Origin of the sequence: Niallia endozanthoxylica (assembly GCF_008710145.1) — a bacterium.
GTDB lineage: Bacteria > Bacillota > Bacilli > Bacillales > Cytobacillaceae > Bacillus_BD > Bacillus_BD endozanthoxylica.
Window position 1 is genome coordinate 1 of sequence record NZ_VYKL01000059.1, and the last position, 16,656, is coordinate 16,656.

The 16,656-nt window shown below is 39.6% G+C and carries 12 protein-coding genes and 17 tRNA genes; 27 read left to right on the top strand and 2 right to left on the bottom strand.

What is annotated here, in order from left to right:
- Positions 1–57 precede the first annotated feature (57 nt).
- From F4V44_RS25145 to F4V44_RS25225, 18 genes are all read left to right on the top strand, one after another.
- A tRNA-Gly gene (locus F4V44_RS25145) sits at positions 58–132 on the top strand.
- A gap of 10 nt (positions 133–142) precedes the next feature.
- A tRNA-Leu gene (locus F4V44_RS25150) sits at positions 143–231 on the top strand.
- A 13-nt stretch (positions 232–244) separates the two neighbouring features.
- Positions 245–318, top strand: a tRNA-Arg gene (locus tag F4V44_RS25155).
- A gap of 8 nt (positions 319–326) precedes the next feature.
- A tRNA-Pro gene (locus F4V44_RS25160) sits at positions 327–403 on the top strand.
- Between the two features lie 19 nt (positions 404–422).
- A tRNA-Ala gene (locus F4V44_RS25165) sits at positions 423–495 on the top strand.
- A 25-nt stretch (positions 496–520) separates the two neighbouring features.
- A tRNA-Met gene (locus F4V44_RS25170) sits at positions 521–594 on the top strand.
- A gap of 22 nt (positions 595–616) precedes the next feature.
- Positions 617–693: transfer RNA gene (locus tag F4V44_RS25175), tRNA-Ile, on the top strand.
- A 38-nt stretch (positions 694–731) separates the two neighbouring features.
- Positions 732–824 (top strand) — tRNA-Ser (locus tag F4V44_RS25180).
- A gap of 30 nt (positions 825–854) precedes the next feature.
- A tRNA-Met gene (locus tag F4V44_RS25185) sits at positions 855–928 on the top strand.
- 3 nt (positions 929–931) lie between these two features.
- Positions 932–1,008, top strand: a tRNA-Asp gene (locus F4V44_RS25190).
- 22 nt (positions 1,009–1,030) lie between these two features.
- Positions 1,031–1,106 (top strand) — tRNA-Phe (locus F4V44_RS25195).
- A 5-nt stretch (positions 1,107–1,111) separates the two neighbouring features.
- A tRNA-His gene (locus F4V44_RS25200) sits at positions 1,112–1,187 on the top strand.
- Positions 1,188–1,199: 12 nt separating this feature from the next.
- Positions 1,200–1,273, top strand: a tRNA-Gly gene (locus F4V44_RS25205).
- Between the two features lie 8 nt (positions 1,274–1,281).
- Positions 1,282–1,358: transfer RNA gene (locus tag F4V44_RS25210), tRNA-Ile, on the top strand.
- A complete protein-coding gene (locus tag F4V44_RS27685; RefSeq protein ID WP_191090862.1) occupies positions 1,332–1,505 on the top strand; it encodes a hypothetical protein in 174 nt (57 codons plus the stop codon). The genes F4V44_RS25210 and F4V44_RS27685 overlap by 27 nt, the downstream gene beginning before the upstream one ends.
- Positions 1,496–1,570: transfer RNA gene (locus F4V44_RS25215), tRNA-Asn, on the top strand. Before F4V44_RS27685 ends, F4V44_RS25215 begins: the two co-directional genes overlap by 10 nt.
- Before the next feature lie 10 nt (positions 1,571–1,580).
- Positions 1,581–1,671, top strand: a tRNA-Ser gene (locus F4V44_RS25220).
- A gap of 3 nt (positions 1,672–1,674) precedes the next feature.
- A tRNA-Glu gene (locus tag F4V44_RS25225) sits at positions 1,675–1,746 on the top strand.
- 74 nt (positions 1,747–1,820) lie between these two features.
- Here F4V44_RS25225 and F4V44_RS25230 read toward each other — a convergent pair.
- Entirely contained in the window at positions 1,821–2,006 is a 186-nt protein-coding gene (locus F4V44_RS25230; RefSeq protein ID WP_150442738.1) for a hypothetical protein, read from the bottom strand.
- A 226-nt stretch (positions 2,007–2,232) separates the two neighbouring features.
- Between F4V44_RS25230 and glgB the strand changes: the two genes are divergently transcribed.
- From glgB to F4V44_RS25255, 5 genes are read left to right on the top strand one after another with little or no spacing between them, the layout of a single operon-like run.
- Positions 2,233–4,173 (top strand): 1,4-alpha-glucan branching protein GlgB, encoded by a 1,941-nt coding sequence (gene glgB, locus F4V44_RS25235; protein ID WP_150442739.1) that lies wholly within the window; start codon positions 2,233–2,235, stop codon positions 4,171–4,173.
- Entirely contained in the window at positions 4,121–5,260 is a 1,140-nt protein-coding gene (locus F4V44_RS25240) for a glucose-1-phosphate adenylyltransferase (RefSeq protein ID WP_150442740.1), read from the top strand. Before glgB ends, F4V44_RS25240 begins: the two co-directional genes overlap by 53 nt.
- A 55-nt stretch (positions 5,261–5,315) precedes the next feature.
- A complete protein-coding gene (locus F4V44_RS25245) occupies positions 5,316–6,341 on the top strand; it encodes a GlgC family sugar phosphate nucleotidyltransferase (protein WP_150442741.1) in 1,026 nt (341 codons plus the stop codon).
- On the top strand, positions 6,338–7,789 hold the full coding sequence (gene glgA / locus F4V44_RS25250; protein ID WP_150442742.1) for a glycogen synthase GlgA: 1,452 nt from the start codon (positions 6,338–6,340) through the stop codon (positions 7,787–7,789). The genes F4V44_RS25245 and glgA overlap by 4 nt, the downstream gene beginning before the upstream one ends.
- On the top strand, positions 7,776–10,181 hold the full coding sequence (locus tag F4V44_RS25255) for a glycogen/starch/alpha-glucan phosphorylase (protein ID WP_150442743.1): 2,406 nt from the start codon (positions 7,776–7,778) through the stop codon (positions 10,179–10,181). The genes glgA and F4V44_RS25255 overlap by 14 nt, the downstream gene beginning before the upstream one ends.
- A 61-nt stretch (positions 10,182–10,242) precedes the next feature.
- Here F4V44_RS25255 and F4V44_RS25260 read toward each other — a convergent pair whose 3' ends face one another.
- Positions 10,243–11,175 (bottom strand): 1,4-dihydroxy-2-naphthoate polyprenyltransferase, encoded by a 933-nt coding sequence (locus F4V44_RS25260; RefSeq protein WP_150442744.1) that lies wholly within the window; start codon positions 11,173–11,175, stop codon positions 10,243–10,245.
- Positions 11,176–11,717: 542 nt separating this feature from the next.
- Here F4V44_RS25260 and F4V44_RS25265 point away from each other — a divergent pair.
- From F4V44_RS25265 to menB, 4 genes are read left to right on the top strand one after another with little or no spacing between them, the layout of a single operon-like run.
- The gene (locus F4V44_RS25265; protein ID WP_150442745.1) at positions 11,718–13,118 is read left to right on the top strand and encodes an isochorismate synthase; all 1,401 of its coding nucleotides are present in this window, start codon (positions 11,718–11,720) and stop codon (positions 13,116–13,118) included.
- A 2-nt stretch (positions 13,119–13,120) separates the two neighbouring features.
- A complete protein-coding gene (menD, locus tag F4V44_RS25270) occupies positions 13,121–14,875 on the top strand; it encodes a 2-succinyl-5-enolpyruvyl-6-hydroxy-3-cyclohexene-1-carboxylic-acid synthase (protein ID WP_150442746.1) in 1,755 nt (584 codons plus the stop codon).
- Complete coding sequence (menH, locus tag F4V44_RS25275) at positions 14,875–15,681, top strand: 2-succinyl-6-hydroxy-2,4-cyclohexadiene-1-carboxylate synthase (RefSeq protein WP_150442747.1); 807 nt, start codon at positions 14,875–14,877, stop codon at positions 15,679–15,681. Before menD ends, menH begins: the two co-directional genes overlap by 1 nt.
- A gap of 23 nt (positions 15,682–15,704) precedes the next feature.
- Positions 15,705–16,523: a 1,4-dihydroxy-2-naphthoyl-CoA synthase gene (gene menB, locus F4V44_RS25280; RefSeq protein WP_150442748.1), complete on the top strand. Its 819-nt coding sequence runs from the start codon at positions 15,705–15,707 to the stop codon at positions 16,521–16,523.
- Positions 16,524–16,656 lie beyond the last annotated feature (133 nt).

Sequence of the window (16,656 nt, forward strand, 5' to 3'; positions counted from 1 at the left end):
CCGCAAGGCGTGGGGGTTCGACTCCCTTCACCCGCACTGTTATATTATAGTTCATTTGCGGAAGTAGTTCAGTGGTAGAACACCACCTTGCCAAGGTGGGGGTCGCGGGTTCGAATCCCGTCTTCCGCTCCAGAACATATTTGCCGGGGTGGCGGAACTGGCAGACGCACAGGACTTAAAATCCTGCGGTAGGTGACTACCGTACCGGTTCGATTCCGGTCCTCGGCACCATCTAATGTAATAAGCGCCCGTAGCTCAATTGGATAGAGCGTCTGACTACGGATCAGAAGGTTATGGGTTCGACTCCTTTCGGGCGCGTTTATTTACGGGAAGTAGCTCAGCTTGGTAGAGCACTTGGTTTGGGACCAAGGGGTCGCAGGTTCGAATCCTGTCTTCCCGACCATTTAACTTAAGATTAAAATGGGGCCTTAGCTCAGCTGGGAGAGCGCCTGCTTTGCACGCAGGAGGTCAGCGGTTCGATCCCGCTAGGCTCCACTTTACTCAAATAAATGATGAATTAGGCGGCGTAGCTCAGCTGGCTAGAGCGTTCGGTTCATACCCGAAAGGTCGGGGGTTCGATCCCCTCTGCCGCCACTAATTATTCATATAGAAATTTGGATCTTTAGCTCAGTTGGTTAGAGCAGACGGCTCATAACCGTCCGGTCGTAGGTTCGAGTCCTACAAGATCCACCATATTTGTTTATTTCTTAGTTATTTTAAATGTATACTATGGAGTAATACCCAAGTCTGGCTGAAGGGATCGGTCTTGAAAACCGACAGGCGGGTCAAACCGCGCGGGGGTTCGAATCCCTCTTACTCCTCCATTTAATTCTAATAAGAAACAATTCTATTATCGCGGGGTGGAGCAGTCCGGTAGCTCGTCGGGCTCATAACCCGAAGGTCGCAGGTTCAAATCCTGTCCCCGCAATCTGGTCCGGTAGTTCAGTTGGTTAGAATGCCTGCCTGTCACGCAGGAGGTCGCGGGTTCGAGTCCCGTCCGGACCGCCATATTTATCAATATACTTTTATTGGCTCAGTAGCTCAGTCGGTAGAGCAATGGACTGAAAATCCATGTGTCGGCGGTTCGATTCCGTCCTGAGCCACCATTATGGCGGCTGTGGCGAAGTGGTTAACGCATCGGATTGTGGTTCCGACATTCGTGGGTTCGATTCCCATCAGCCGCCCCATTGGAAACTTTTGCGGGTGTAGTTTAGTGGTAAAACCACAGCCTTCCAAGCTGTTGTCGAGGGTTCGATTCCCTTCACCCGCTCCATGCATAATGGGCCTATAGCTCAGCTGGTTAGAGCGCACGCCTGATAAGCGTGAGGTCGATGGTTCGAGTCCATTTAGGCCCACCATTAAATGAAATGCGGAGGCGACTGCTAAAGCTGAGAGTCGGTGGAGAGCCGGTCTTGCAAATCCCGGTTTTGGATTTGCTGGAACGGATTGAAGCGGCCGAAAAGCTAGGAGCCGAAGCTAGACAGAATTTTATTATTCCGCAGTAGCTCAGTGGTAGAGCTATCGGCTGTTAACCGATCGGTCGTAGGTTCGAATCCTACCTGCGGAGCCATTTATATTACGGGGAAGTACTCAAGTGGCTGAAGAGGCGCCCCTGCTAAGGGTGTAGGTCGGGTAACCGGCGCGAGGGTTCAAATCCCTCCTTCTCCGCCATTTGGCCCCTTGGTCAAGCGGTTAAGACACCGCCCTTTCACGGCGGTAACACGGGTTCGAATCCCGTAGGGGTCATACTAAAAAAGCTGTTGACATTAAATGTCAACAGCTTTTTTAGTATATTATTATGCTTTTTTGATACATTTAATTCAATCTGTTAATTCTTCTTTATCTATTATTTTTTCCCCGGGATTATTTAAGTCCATATCAGAAAAAAAACCGGGAGATGGACCGCGAAACATATCAAAGGCTAATATTTTCCCATCGGGCGCATCAAAAAATGGTACTTTTGTTTTATTGTTTTTTAATAAAAATTCTTCCTCTGAAGTACTCATCTAAAATCCTCCATTACATATTCGATTCCTTCATAGTATTTCAAAAAGAAGAACAAAGTATGTCAAATACAGACTGCGGATGTAAAATGCAGGTTATTATGAAATAAATTTTATTTTATTGTCGAAATTAGTAAAAAACAATTTCAAGGGTTTTTTACTTTTTCAAAGAATATATAACTTATTATGGGTATATGCTGTAAATTACTCTAGATAGGTGGCGAACAATTTGGCTAGTACTACATTATATCCATCAGATTATCAAGTCCATCTTTTTCATGAGGGAACCTTATATGAAAGCTATAAACTCCTTGGATCCCAAATGATTGAGGAAGCTAATGAAAAGTGGACGAAGTTTTCTGTTTGGGCACCCAATGCATCAGAAGTGAGAGTGGTAGGAGATTTTAATAATTGGAATGGAAAAGGCTACTCGTTACATAAAGTAAATAAACAGGGTATATGGACGATTAGTTTGAATGAAAATCTAGAAGGATGCTTATATAAATATGAGATTATAACAAAAAATGGTGAGGTTCTTTTAAAAGCTGATCCTTATGCATTTTATTCAGAGCTAAGGCCTAATACGGCTTCAATCGTATATTCTCTTGAAGGTTTCAAGTGGGACGACAGCAGATGGTTGAATTATAAGAGCAAACGGAATCATTTGGCCGATCCCATTTCCATATACGAGGTTCATCTTGGATCTTGGAAAAAAAAAGAGGATGGCGGTTTTTTTTCTTATCGGGAGCTGGCAGCGGAGCTGATTCCCTATGTACTTGAATTAGGATTTACACATATTGAATTGCTGCCTATCATCGAACATCCGCTAGATATTTCTTGGGGCTATCAGGGAACAGGTTATTTTTCAGCAACAAGCAGGTATGGAACTCCACATGATTTTATGTATTTTATCAATGAATGCCATAAAAATGGTTTGGGCGTAATATTGGACTGGGTACCTGGGCACTTTTGTAAGGATGCACATGGGTTATACCAATTCGATGGAAGCTTTCTCTACGATTATCCTAATGAACACGATCGGGAAAATTCTGTTTGGGGAACAGCCAATTTCAATTTAGGCAAGAATGAAGTCCAAAGTTTTCTTATCTCTAGTGCCCTTTTTTGGATTCGATATTTTCACGTTGATGGCTTTCGGCTAGATGCTGTGTCTAATTTGATCTATTGGCCAAATCAAACAGGGAGAGTCGAAAACAACGATGGAGCTGCTTTTTTAAAAAAATTAAATACGGTAGTTTTCCAGTATGATCCTACTATTCTTATGATTGCTGAGGATTCAACAGATTGGCCTAATGTGACATCACCCGTTCATTACAATGGATTGGGGTTTAACTATAAGTGGAATATGGGTTGGATGAATGATGTTCTTTCTTACATGGAAACTTCATCGGAATCTAGAAGGAAGATACATGAGAAAATGACCTTCTCCTTGCTATATGCCTTCAATGAAAATTTTGTTCTTCCCTTTTCTCATGATGAAGTCGTTCATGGGAAAAAATCCCTCCTTGATAAAATGCCAGGAGATTACTGGCAAAAATTTGCCCAATTAAGACTTTTACTCGGGTTTATGATGGGTCACCCTGGAAAAAAATTATTATTCATGGGATTTGAGTTAGGCCACTTTTCAGAATGGAGAGATCAAGAACAGTTAGATTGGCATCTGCTTGAATATGACATGCATAAGAAAATATATGTATATGCTAAAGATTTACTAAAATTGTATAAACGTTCAAAACCTTTATATGAAGTGGACCATCTTCGTGATGGATTTGAATGGATTGATGTGAATAATGCGGAGCAATCTATTTTTTCTTTTGTTAGAAAAAGTAAAAAGGAAAATGACTTGCTCGTATTTGTATGCAATTTCACGTCTGTCGTCTATCATGACTATCGAATAGGTGTCCCTAATAAAGGTTCTTATCGGGAAATTTTAAATAGTGATCAAGAAAGTTTTGGTGGATCTGGCATCGTGAATAATAAAGTCCTGCAAGCGAAAGAAGAAGCTTTTCATGGTAAGCCGTACTCAATTAAGCTGTCAATCCCGCCATTTGGGGTTTCTGTACTAAGATTGGTAAAACATCGGAAGGAGCGTAAGGGTGATGAAAAAGAAAAAATGCATAGCTATGCTATTGGCAGGAGGAAAAGGAAGTAGATTAAATTCTTTAACGAAGGATATTGCGAAACCTGCTATCCCGTTCGGGGGGAAATATAGAATTATTGATTTCGCCTTAAGTAATTGTTCTAATTCCGGTATTGATACAGTTGGAGTTCTAACCCAATATCAACCGCTTGTTTTAAACACCTATATCGGAATTGGAAGTACTTGGGACTTGGATCTTAAAGATGGTGGTGTCACTGTCTTGCCTCCGTACAGTGCTTCTTCAGAAGTAAAATGGTACACAGGTACAGCCAGTGCGGTTTACCAAAACTTAAATTATATGGAACAATATAACCCAGATCATGTTCTGATTTTATCCGGTGATCACATCTATAAAATGAACTATGAGGAAATGCTGGATTACCATATTTCAAAACAAGCGGATGGAACGATATCAGTCATCGAGGTTCCAATGGATGAAGCGAATCGATTTGGGATTATGAATACAAATGATGAACTTGCTGTCACCGATTTTGCTGAAAAGCCAGAGGTACCGCAAAGCAATTTAGCTTCCATGGGCATTTATATTTTTAAATGGGAAGTTTTAAAGGAATATCTATTTTTGGATGATGAAAATACTGAATCTTCACACGATTTTGGTAAGGATATTATACCAATGCTTCTTCAAAATAAGCGAAAGCTGTTTGCTTATCCATTTAAAGGATACTGGAAGGATGTTGGGACAGTCAAAAGCCTTTGGGAAGCCAATATGGACTTATTAGATGATACATGCGAATTAGATTTATTTGATTATGATTGGCGGATTTACTCGGTAAATCCCAATCAAAAGCCGCAATATATTTCACCTGAAGCGGAAGTAAGTGAATCACTGCTGAATGAAGGCTGCACGATTGAAGGAATCGTTAAAAAATCTGTCTTGTTCCAAGGGGTTACTGTAAAAAAAGGAGCGATGGTAAAGGAATCTGTTATTATGCCTGATGCTGTGATTGGAGAAAATGTATATATTGAGAAAGCCATTGTTCCTTCGCATATTTGTATTCCTGATAATACTGTTATTAAAGCAGATATACATCGTGAAAAAATTATTTTGGTAACCGATGAAATGCTAGCAAATAAATAATAGCAGTCTGAAATGGGGGGATATCATCTTTCAATCACAAAGGAGAGGAAACTGCATGAATAAAAAGTTATTAGGTGTTATTGATGCGACAACCTATTATGATAATCTTAAAGATTTAACTACGCATCGGTCATTAGCTGCTCTTCCTTTTGCAGGAAGATACCGATTAATCGATTTCGTCTTATCCTCGATGGTTCATTCTAATATTCAAAGTGTCGCTATATTTCCAAAGTATCATTATCGTTCTTTAATGGATCATTTAGGATCCGGGAAGAATTGGGGATTAGATAGGAAAAGGGATGGTTTGTTCTTTTTCCCATCGCCTAATTTAGATACTCCAAGTGCAGGGATAGGATCTTTTACACATTTTGCTGCCAACCTTGATTATTTATACAAAAGCACACAGGAATATGCTATTATCGCGAATTGTTATACGATTTTTAATATGGATTTCCAGCCTGTACTCCAAAGACATTTAGATATGGGCTGTGATATTACTGAAGTTTGCCAAAACGGGCAATCGCTCGATATGTATCTTATCAAAACGAGTCTTCTGATTGAATTAATTGAGACGAGAAATCAAACAGGATACACCTGTATGAAGGATGTCGTAAATAGCTTAGCCCCGTATACGATATGTACGTATGAATATCTTGGATTAGCCTATAAAATTGATTCCATCCCAGCCTATTACCAAACGTCTTTGAAAATCCTTCATCCATATATTCTGGATAAATTATTTATTCAAACCCAGCCTATTTTTACAAAGGTAAAGGATGAGCCTCCAACTCGTTATCAAAAAGGAGCAGTTATAAAAAATGCGATGGTTGCTAATGGCAGCATTATCAATGGGACCGTTGAAAACAGTATTATTTCTCGTGGGGTCAAAATTGGCAAGGGAACTGTGATTAGAAACAGCATTATTATGCAAAAATGCCAAATTGGTGAAAATTGCGTAATAGATTCGGCTATCCTTGATAAAGATGTTAAGGTAGAATCAGGAACCGTTATGAACGGGACTGCTAAAAAACCGTTGGTTATTCGAAAAGGTACAGTACAGGGAGCGTTGATGAACTCGTGAAAGTATTATTTGCTGTAAGTGAATGTGTTCCATTTATTAAATCTGGGGGACTTGCTGATGTAGCAGGTTCCTTGCCAAAGGAACTAAAGAAAATGGGGACCGATGTGCGTGTCATGATGCCGAAATATGGAACCATTCCAGATCCTTATAAACAGAAAATGAAAAAAAAATCCGAGTTCTGCGTTACGGTAGGATGGCGGAAGCAGTATTGTGGAATTGAAGAATACACCTATGAAAACATTACTTTTTATTTTATTGATAATGAGCAATATTTTAAACGTGACCGTCTTTATGGCTATGATGATGATGGTGAAAGATTTGCTTACTTTAACCAGGCGGTTTTAGAAAGTCTCTCGCAGCTTGACTTTTATCCTGATATTATACATTGTCATGATTGGCATACAGGAATGATTCCATTTCTTTTAACAAGCAAGTATCAGGGTAGAGAGAGATATGCAGGGATAAAAACGGTATTTACCATTCATAATTTGCAATTTCAAGGAATTATGCCGAGGAGTGCATTAAAAGACCTATTTGATTTAGATGACAGACATTTTCATATAGATGCGCTTGAGTTTTATGGGAATATCAACTTTATGAAAGGGGCACTTGTTGCAGCAAACAAGATTACAACCGTAAGCCCAACCTATATGAATGAGATTCAGACGGAGTATTATGGAGAAAAACTGAATGGGTTGTTAGCGGCAAGAAGGAATGATTTAAGCGGAATATTAAATGGGATTGATGAGGAAGTTTATAATCCAGTAAAGGACCCAAATCTTGTCCAACCATATCAGTCATCCTTGTTTCAATATAAAAAAGCGAATAAGGTACATATTCAGCAGCAATTCGCACTAGAGGTAAAGGATGTTCCACTCATTACGATGATAACAAGGTTAACAAAACAAAAAGGCTTGGAATTAGTTAGAGAGGTATTCCATGACATCATGATGGAAAATATTCAAATGATCGTTCTAGGGACAGGTGACTCAGAATTTGAGCATTTTTTCCGTGAAATGGAATACCGGTATGGAGATAAATTTAAGGCGTATATTGGTTTTGATGAAAGTTTAGCGCACCAGCTGTATGCAGGTGCAGATTTATTTCTTATGCCGTCAAAATTTGAGCCCTGCGGTCTTGGACAGTTAATCGCTTTAAAGTATGGAACACTTCCGATTGTAAGGGAAACAGGCGGATTAAACGATACGGTACATTCCTTTGATGAGTATACTTGGGAGGGCAACGGCTTCAGTTTTAGTAATTTTAACGCCCATGACATGTTATATACAGTTAGAAGAGCTGTTCGTTATTATAATGAAAAGGCTGTCTGGAGCCACTTAACAGAAACGGCCATTATAATGAATTATAGTTGGTCAAAATCTGCCATAAAATACCTTCAGCTTTATGAGAATCTTGTCTCAAGGAGTGAAATGTATGTTCTCCAATAAAGAGGCCTTTAAAAGACATTTCCTGCAGAGACTGGAAATGATGTGTGGCAAAAGCTTTGCTGAAAGTACAAAGGATGACCAGTTTGATACGCTTGGTCATATGATACGTGAATATGTCAGCAAGGATTGGATTAATACGAATGAACGCTATCGAGCAGCAGATGAGAGACAAGTGTATTATCTTTCCATCGAGTTTTTGCTTGGCCGGCTGCTCCGTCATAATTTAATGAATCTCGGGATTGAGGAGCTGGTAGAGGAAGGACTTCATGACCTAGGAATTGACCTAAAACAAATTGAGGATGTTGAATCAGACGCAGGATTAGGAAATGGCGGACTTGGACGTCTGGCGGCATGTTTTCTTGACTCTCTTGCATCGTTGAATTTTCCAGGACATGGCTGCGGGATTCGTTATAAGCATGGTCTATTTGAGCAGAAAATTATTGAGGGGTTTCAGGTAGAGTTGCCGGAACTTTGGCTCCGTCATGGACAAGTTTGGGAAGTTCGCAAAGCCGATTTGGCTATTGAAGTTCCTTTTTGGGGAAATGTAAAGGTACTCGAGGAAAATGGCAGGCTTGTTTTTCAACACACGAATGCGGAAAAGATTTCTGCAGTTCCCTATGACATTCCTGTTGCAGGCTTTAAGAATCAAACAGTCAATACACTCAGGCTTTGGAATGCGGAGCCGTCGCCATTTCCTTTTCATAAAGACATTCTAAAATACAAGCGGGAAACAGAAAGTGTTTCAGAATTTTTGTATCCTGATGACACGCATGATGAAGGAAAAATTCTTCGCTTAAAGCAGCAATACTTTCTTGTCTGTGCCAGTATCAGTTCCATCGTCAGGGGCTATCTAAAAAAGCATGATAGTCTCCATGATTTTCACCGCCATGTCTGCATTCATATCAATGATACCCATCCTGTATTAGCCATTCCGGAGCTGATGAGGATTCTAATGGATGTCGGCGGTTTAGGCTGGGATGAGGCATGGGATATTACGACGCAAACCATTTCCTATACGAATCATACAACATTGTCAGAGGCATTGGAGACATGGCCGATTCGAATTTTTCAGCCATTGCTGCCGAGAATATACATGATAGTGAATGAAATAAACGAGCGCTTCTGTCAGAAACTGTGGCAGCTGTTCCCGGGTGATTGGAAACGGATAGAACGAATGGCCATCATTGCCCATGACCAAGTAAAAATGGCCCATCTTGCCTTAGTTGGCAGCTACAGTGTGAATGGGGTAGCAGCTCTTCATACAGAAATTTTAAAGAAACGGGAAATGAATGACTTTTATCAGATTTTCCCGGAGAAATTTAATAATAAAACGAATGGTATTACGCATAGGAGATGGCTGTTAAAGTCAAATCCCATGCTGGCAGACTTAGTAACGGAAGCAATTGGTCCGTCTTGGATTAGACAGCCGGAGGAGCTCAGCAGGCTTCTCGAGTATCAAAACGATTCAGTTTTTCTTACCCAATTAGATGATATTAAGAAGCGTAATAAACAAAAGCTGGCAGACCGAATTCAAGCTCAAACAGGGATTTCGATTGATTCTTCGACGATTTTTGATGTTCAGGTAAAACGACTTCACGCTTATAAACGGCAGCTTTTAAATGTTCTTCATATTATGCATATCTATAACCGTATAAAAGAAGATCCACAATATTTATTTTATCCACGAACCTTTATATTTGGTGCAAAAGCCTCACCGGGTTACTATTATGCGAAAAAAATTATTAAGCTAATCAATACAGTTGCAGAAAAGGTCAATAATGACCCAGCTGTTCATGATCGATTAAAGGTTATATTCCTAGAAAATTACCGTGTCTCACTGGCGGAAGAAATTTTTCCAGCAGCGGATGTCAGTGAACAAATCTCAACAGCCAGTAAAGAAGCATCCGGAACTGGAAATATGAAGTTCATGATGAATGGCGCTTTGACAGTCGGTACTTTAGATGGTGCGAATGTTGAAATTAAAGAAAGGGTGGGAGAAAATAATATTTTTATCTTTGGTCTGAAGGCTGATGAAGTCTTAAATTATCAAGGCTACCGTTCTGTAGAATTTTTTCATTATGATAAAAGGATTCGAAAAGTAGTCGAGCAGCTGACAAATGGTTTTTTTGCCGATGTAGATGATGAATTTGAGGCAATCTATGATTCTCTGCTTATGCAAAATGATCAGTATTTTGTTCTGCGGGATTTTGATTCATATGTCAATATTCAAAAAAAGGTCGGTCAAACCTATGTTAATAAAGAAAAATGGTTAAAAATGAGCTTAATGAATATTGCCCAGTCAGGTTATTTCTCGAGTGACCGTACCATTAAAGAATATGTAGACGATATTTGGAAAATTGATCAGGCTGATTATACAAGGCTTTATCATTAGCAGAATGAGAGATTAGTAGCTAACAAAAAAGCTTCTGCATAAAAGCAGAAGCTGATTCTTATTAAATTAAATTTCCAAGAAAAATACCAATAGATAATAAAAGCCCGAAGATGGTATTTGTTTGTGAAGTTGCTTTCATTGCAGGCATCATATGAATGGGAGCCGTATTATGAATGAATCCTTTTATGGCAGTTACTGCTTTTGGTATACTCAGCACAACTAACAGGATCCACGGTGAAATGATGCCGAAGCCAGATAACATAAATACCCAGACATACGAGATAATAAACATAGAGGCTAAAAAGGCAATGGCGTATTTTTTGCCAAGCAGAATAGCTAGTGTTTTGCGTCCGTTTTCTTTATCTCCATCCAAATCACGAATATTGTTTGCTAAGTTAATTGCACCAACTAAAATCATGATAGGAGAAGCAGTTAATATGCTTTCAGATGAAACGGTGCCAGTTTGAATAAAGAAGGAAATTAACACGATTACCATACCCATTAAGAAGCCTGAAGCAAGCTCGCCAAAAGGTGTATACGCAATCGGTACTGGGCCTCCTGTGTATAAATAACCAGCTAGCATGCAGCCTAAACCGATTAATGCCAGCCACCAGCTGGAGTTCATGCAAATATAAACCCCAATTAAAAGTGAAACACCGTATAAACTTAGAGCCAGTTTCATAATTGTTTTAGGTTTTATACCGTCTCTTACGATTCCTCCGCCAATTCCCACTGATTCTTCATTATCAAGACCGCGCTTATAGTCATAGTATTCATTAAATAAGTTTGTCGCGATTTGAATTAATATACTTGCCAGCATCATGGCGAGGAAAAGGGGTATATTAATCTTAGAATCATTCATAGCTAGTACGGTTCCGAGAGTAACAGGAACAAATGCAGCTGTTAATGTATGGGGTCTAGTTAATCTCCACCACACCTTCCAATTTTTTTGTTTGGAAAGTGGAGAAGTAGCAGATTGTACCTGCGAATCCATCAAAATTCCTCCTAATATTTTTTGCTAAGGCTATGTTAGCGAATTATGTTAATCAATCAGATTTTTAACTCATTCGTGAGATATGTCCATTTCTCACGAATGAGTTAAAAATTAACGATGTTAATAAACAAAGCTTTTGCTAAGAATACATATCGTGACATAGTATAGATTAGTAACTTTCTCTATTTAGCATAGAAAAGATTTTTTTCTAAATAGTTCTGAATTTGAACATTTAGTTACAATTTTAGTTTATGGAAAGAGCCAGTTTGTGTCAACCACTTTACTTTTATTATAACCCGTATTTTTGTGGAGAAAATAAGAGGTAAATTTTTACACATACAAAATTAATTATTATATAGTATTATCATATAGATAGTGTGACCTAATTTAAACATACAGGCAAATCTTATAAATAACGTATGTCTATCAATACTTGAGATAATAGTCATAAGTAAGTTATTATGTTATGATATTTGAGTATATTTGCTATGTAATTCTTGATCTTAATTAAAATAGATCGACTGTTATTGGAGGGGATTTTTTTGGTTACCATTCAACGGACGGAACTAAAAGAAGGGATCCAAGCAGCAATAGAAAAGGCGAAAAAAAATTCTGCCTCCGTATTAGTGAGTGAGGTACAAAAAATTGACTCATGTTTACCTCTTTCATTTTTTGCAGCCGGAAAAGAGAAATATGGCGGTGAAAGATTTTTTTGGAAACACCCTTCAGAAGAAAGATATATGATAGGTTTAGGAATATGTAAGGAAATCGCATCGGATCAGGCAACTGACCGCTTTTTTCATGTGGAAAAAGAATGGGGAAGTTTTATTAGTCAAGCAATCATTTATGATGATGAGCATGTACAGGGAACAGGCCCGACTGCTTTTGGTGGTTTTTCTTTTGATCCACATAAAGAAAAAACAATGCTTTGGTCTAATTATGCTTCCTCCTTATTTCATATTCCTCGTTTTATGTTAAGTATAACTGATGGTCATACCTATTTGACAACAAATGTGGTTTGTACAAATGAATGTGATTCTTCCTATTATATGGAGATTGAAAATGAGCGGCAGGAGCTTTTGGCTCAAACTAGGGAGCATGTAAAGCTTGAGTTGGTTTCACTGGTTGATCGATTAGAAGTAAAGCCGGAGGCATGGAAACAGTCTGTTACACAGGTTGTTGAAGGTTTGAAGCAAGGCCCGTTAAAAAAAGTGGTATTGGCAAGAGAGTTAAGGCTCATATTTAATGGGGAGATACAAAGTGAAACTGTTTTGAACCGTTTGCTTGAAGAGCAGAAGGACAGCTATGTATTTGCATTTGAATCACATGGAGATTGTTTCATTGGTGCATCTCCAGAACGTTTAGTGAAAAAAAATCATGACCAAGTTTTTTCAACCTGCTTGGCTGGATCGATTGCCCGAGGCAAAAGCGAAGCTGAAGATGAGCTGTTGGGAAATTCGCTGCTCAAAGATGATAAAAATTTAATAGAGCATCAATATGTTGTCGATATGATTAAAGAAGCAATAGAGGATACGTGCACGAAAGTAACCATTCCTTCACATCCTCAATTGCTTAAATTAAAGCATATTCAACACTTATATACACCTGTTATTGGAAAAGCGGATGAGCATACTTCTCTTCTTGCCTTAGTTGAAAAGCTTCATCCAACACCAGCTCTTGGAGGGTTGCCAAAAGAGCCTGCTGTTGCAAAAATTAGAGAAGTAGAAGATTTAGACCGCGGCTTCTTTGCAGGACCAATCGGCTGGATGGATTATCAAGGAAATGGAGAGTTTGCTGTTGCCATCCGTTCCGGACTCATCCAAGGGAATGAAGCTTCCATTTTTGCAGGCTGTGGTTTGGTTGGGGATTCGAGGGCCGAGTCAGAGTATGAAGAAACCAATATGAAATTTAAACCGATGCTATCAGCACTTGGAGGAATTTAATAATGAATCATCAGGAAGCATTAACAGTCTATATAGCATCTTTTGTATCTGAACTTGTACAATCAGGTGTTACGGATGTTGTTGTCAGCCCTGGCTCACGGTCAACTCCTATTGCCATGGTCATGGCTGAACATCCAAATTTAAAGCTTCATATTCATGTGGATGAAAGGTCAGCAGGCTTTTTTGCGTTAGGAATTGCAAAAGCAACAAAAAGGCCGACTGCTCTTTTATGTACATCAGGAACAGCTGCGGCTAATTATTTTCCGGCTATTGTGGAAGCGAACATTTCCCGTGTTCCACTTGTTGTTTTAACAGCTGATCGGCCGCATGAGTTGCGTGATGTGGGAGCTCCTCAATCTATTGATCAAATTCATCTATATGGCGGCCATGTGAAATGGTTTGTTGAGATGGCACCGCCGGAGGCATCAGATGAAATGGTTCGTTATGCGCGCATGGTTTGTGCTAGAGCCGTGGCAACGGCCGCTCTGGCACCATCCGGACCGGTACATTTAAATTTTCCATTACGTGAACCACTTATCCCTCTTCTTGAGAATAACCAGCTATTCCTTCAAAAAGAGCGGTTGAATGGATATGTGAAAATTCAGCAGCCAACTGTGTCATTAATGAAGGATGAATGGGATATCTATGCTGAATTAATCGAATCCGCAGAACGGGGCATCATTATTTGTGGACAGATAGAAGAAGATGGCTTTTCAGAAGCAGTTACAGCATTTGCAGAAAAATATCAGTTTCCAATTTTAGCTGATCCTCTTTCACAGTTACGAAGTGGGGTGCACAGCGGCAAAGCTATTATTGACACGTATGATGGATTTTTACGAAATGAGCGGGTAAAACATATGTTGAAGCCGGATTTAATCATTCGTTTCGGTTCGATGCCTGTCTCGAAAGCCTTGACTATTTTTTTGAAAGAAAATCACTCAGCAAGGCAATTGGTTATTGATGGCGGAATGGGCTGGAGAGACCCGGCGCTAGTGTCTACAGAGATGGTGTATTGTCAGGAAACTCTTTTCTGCGAAGAAGTGGCAAAAAGAGCGGAAACGAAGCAGGAATCCTGTTACTTTTTGAAGTGGCAGAAAATCAATACCTATACAAAAGAATTAATCAATACCATTGATGAAGCAGAAGAGTTAAATGAAGGGAAGCTTTTTCATCAGCTAGCAGAACTGCTTCCTGAGGAGGCGGCTATCTTTGTAGGAAATAGTATGCCGATTCGTGATTTAGATTCCTTCTATCATTTTAATCAAAAAAGTATGAAAGTAGTGGCGAATCGAGGGGCAAATGGAATTGATGGTACGGTTTCAACTGCATTAGGTGTAGGAACTATTCATCAGCCATTGTATTTATTTCTCGGTGATTTAACCTTTTTCCATGATTTAAATGGCCTTGTGGCTGCGAAACTTCAAGAAGTCAACATCACAATTATATTAATAAATAATAATGGTGGGGGTATTTTCTCATTTTTACCGCAGTCTTCCCATCCTAAGCATTTTGAACTCCTATTCGGGACACCGCTTGATTTAGACTTTAGTAAAGCAGTAGAGATGTTCGGAGGACAGTTCACTTCTATCTCTAACTGGGAGCAGTTTTCACAGACACTCTTACAGGATAGAGGTAAAGAAGGGATTCGCGTGATTGAAATCGTAACAAATCGTGAAAAGAATGCAGAAGAACACAAAAAATTGTGGGAATTTGTTTCCCAGGAAATAGACTCCTGGATGGAAAAGGAGGATGCCTGATGGAAATAACCATTGATGGCATTCTCTATCATGCTGACATTATTGGTGAAGGGTTCCCATTGCTGTTACTGCATGGTTTTACAGGTGATTCAACGACCTGGAAGCCCTTTTTATCATCATGGAGTAAGAACCATAAGGTAATCGCACTTGATATTGTCGGCCATGGAAAGTCAGCTTCACCAACAGATGTACAGAGATATGATATTGTGTCCGTTTCAAAGGACATTAAAAAGATTCTTGAGCATTTAAATATTAATAAAACAAATGTGTTAGGGTACTCTATGGGCGGAAGACTTGCCTTAAGCTTCTCAATTCTTTATCCAGAATTCTTACATAAGCTTATTTTAGAGAGTGCATCACCTGGGTTGGCTACAGATCAAGAGCGAGAAAATCGCCGGATTCAAGATGAAAAGCTCAGTTGTTTCATCCTGAATCAGGGATTGGAGCGATTTATTGACTATTGGGAGAATATCCCGCTTTTTTCTACGCAAAAGAAGCTTCCTATACATAAACAGCATGAAATAAAGCAGCAGCGTCTGCAGAACTCAATTACCGGGCTGAGCAATAGTTTACTAGGAATGGGAACTGGGGCACAGCCTTCCTGGTGGGATAGGATTCAGGAGTTGGAAACAGAAACCCTTCTGCTCACAGGTAAACACGATCAAAAGTTTTGCTTAATTGCTGAAAAAATGGTAAAAAAGATGAAGCATGTCAAATGGAAAAACATTGAAGACTGTGGACATGCTATTCATGTGGAACAACCTGAAAAATTTGGTACAATAGTAAATGGGTTTTTGTCCCGATAGAAAGTAAAAAGGAGGAATTGAGTATGACAGTAGAATGGGTTGCTGGACGTAAATATGAAGAAATTCTTTATGAAACGTATAATGGAATGGCCAAGATTACGATTAACCGTCCGCAGGTTCATAACGCATTTACGCCAAGAACAGTTATGGAGCTAATCGATGCTTTTGCTTATGCACGTGATGATTCAAGTGTAGGTGTGATTATTTTAACAGGTGCAGGAGATAAGGCCTTTTGTTCTGGCGGAGATCAATCCGTACGCGGCCATGGTGGCTACGTAGGCGATGATCAAATTCCACGTTTAAATGTGCTTGATCTTCAGCGTTTAATTCGTGTGATTCCGAAACCGGTCATTGCCATGGTAAAGGGTTATGCAATTGGCGGAGGACATGTATTACATATTGTTTGTGACCTAACGATTGCAGCAGATAACGCGATCTTTGGCCAAACGGGTCCAAAGGTAGGAAGCTTTGATGCAGGCTATGGTTCAGGTTATTTAGCTAGAATTGTCGGCCATAAAAAAGCCCGTGAAATTTGGTACTTATGTCGTCAGTATAATGCACAGGAAGCTTTGGATATGGGACTTGTCAATACAGTTGTACCGCTTGAGCAAGTCGAAGAAGAAACCATTAAATGGTGTGAAGAGATTCTTGAAAAGAGCCCAACTGCCATTCGTTTCTTAAAAGCTGCTTTTAATGCAGATACAGACGGATTAGCTGGTATTCAACAGTTTGCCGGCGATGCGACACTTCTTTATTACACAACAGACGAAGCAAAAGAAGGTCGTGACGCTTTCAAAGAAAAACGTCAGCCAGACTTTGATAAATTCCCTAGATTCCCTTAATAGAAATGCGGAGGCGGCTTGTCCAGACCCGACAAGCATAAGCTGGGACGGGGAGAAGGTTGTTCTTTAACCTTCTCATCGTCACAGCTTATGACCTCGAGGGTCTAGCCGCCGCAGCTGGACAAATCAAAAT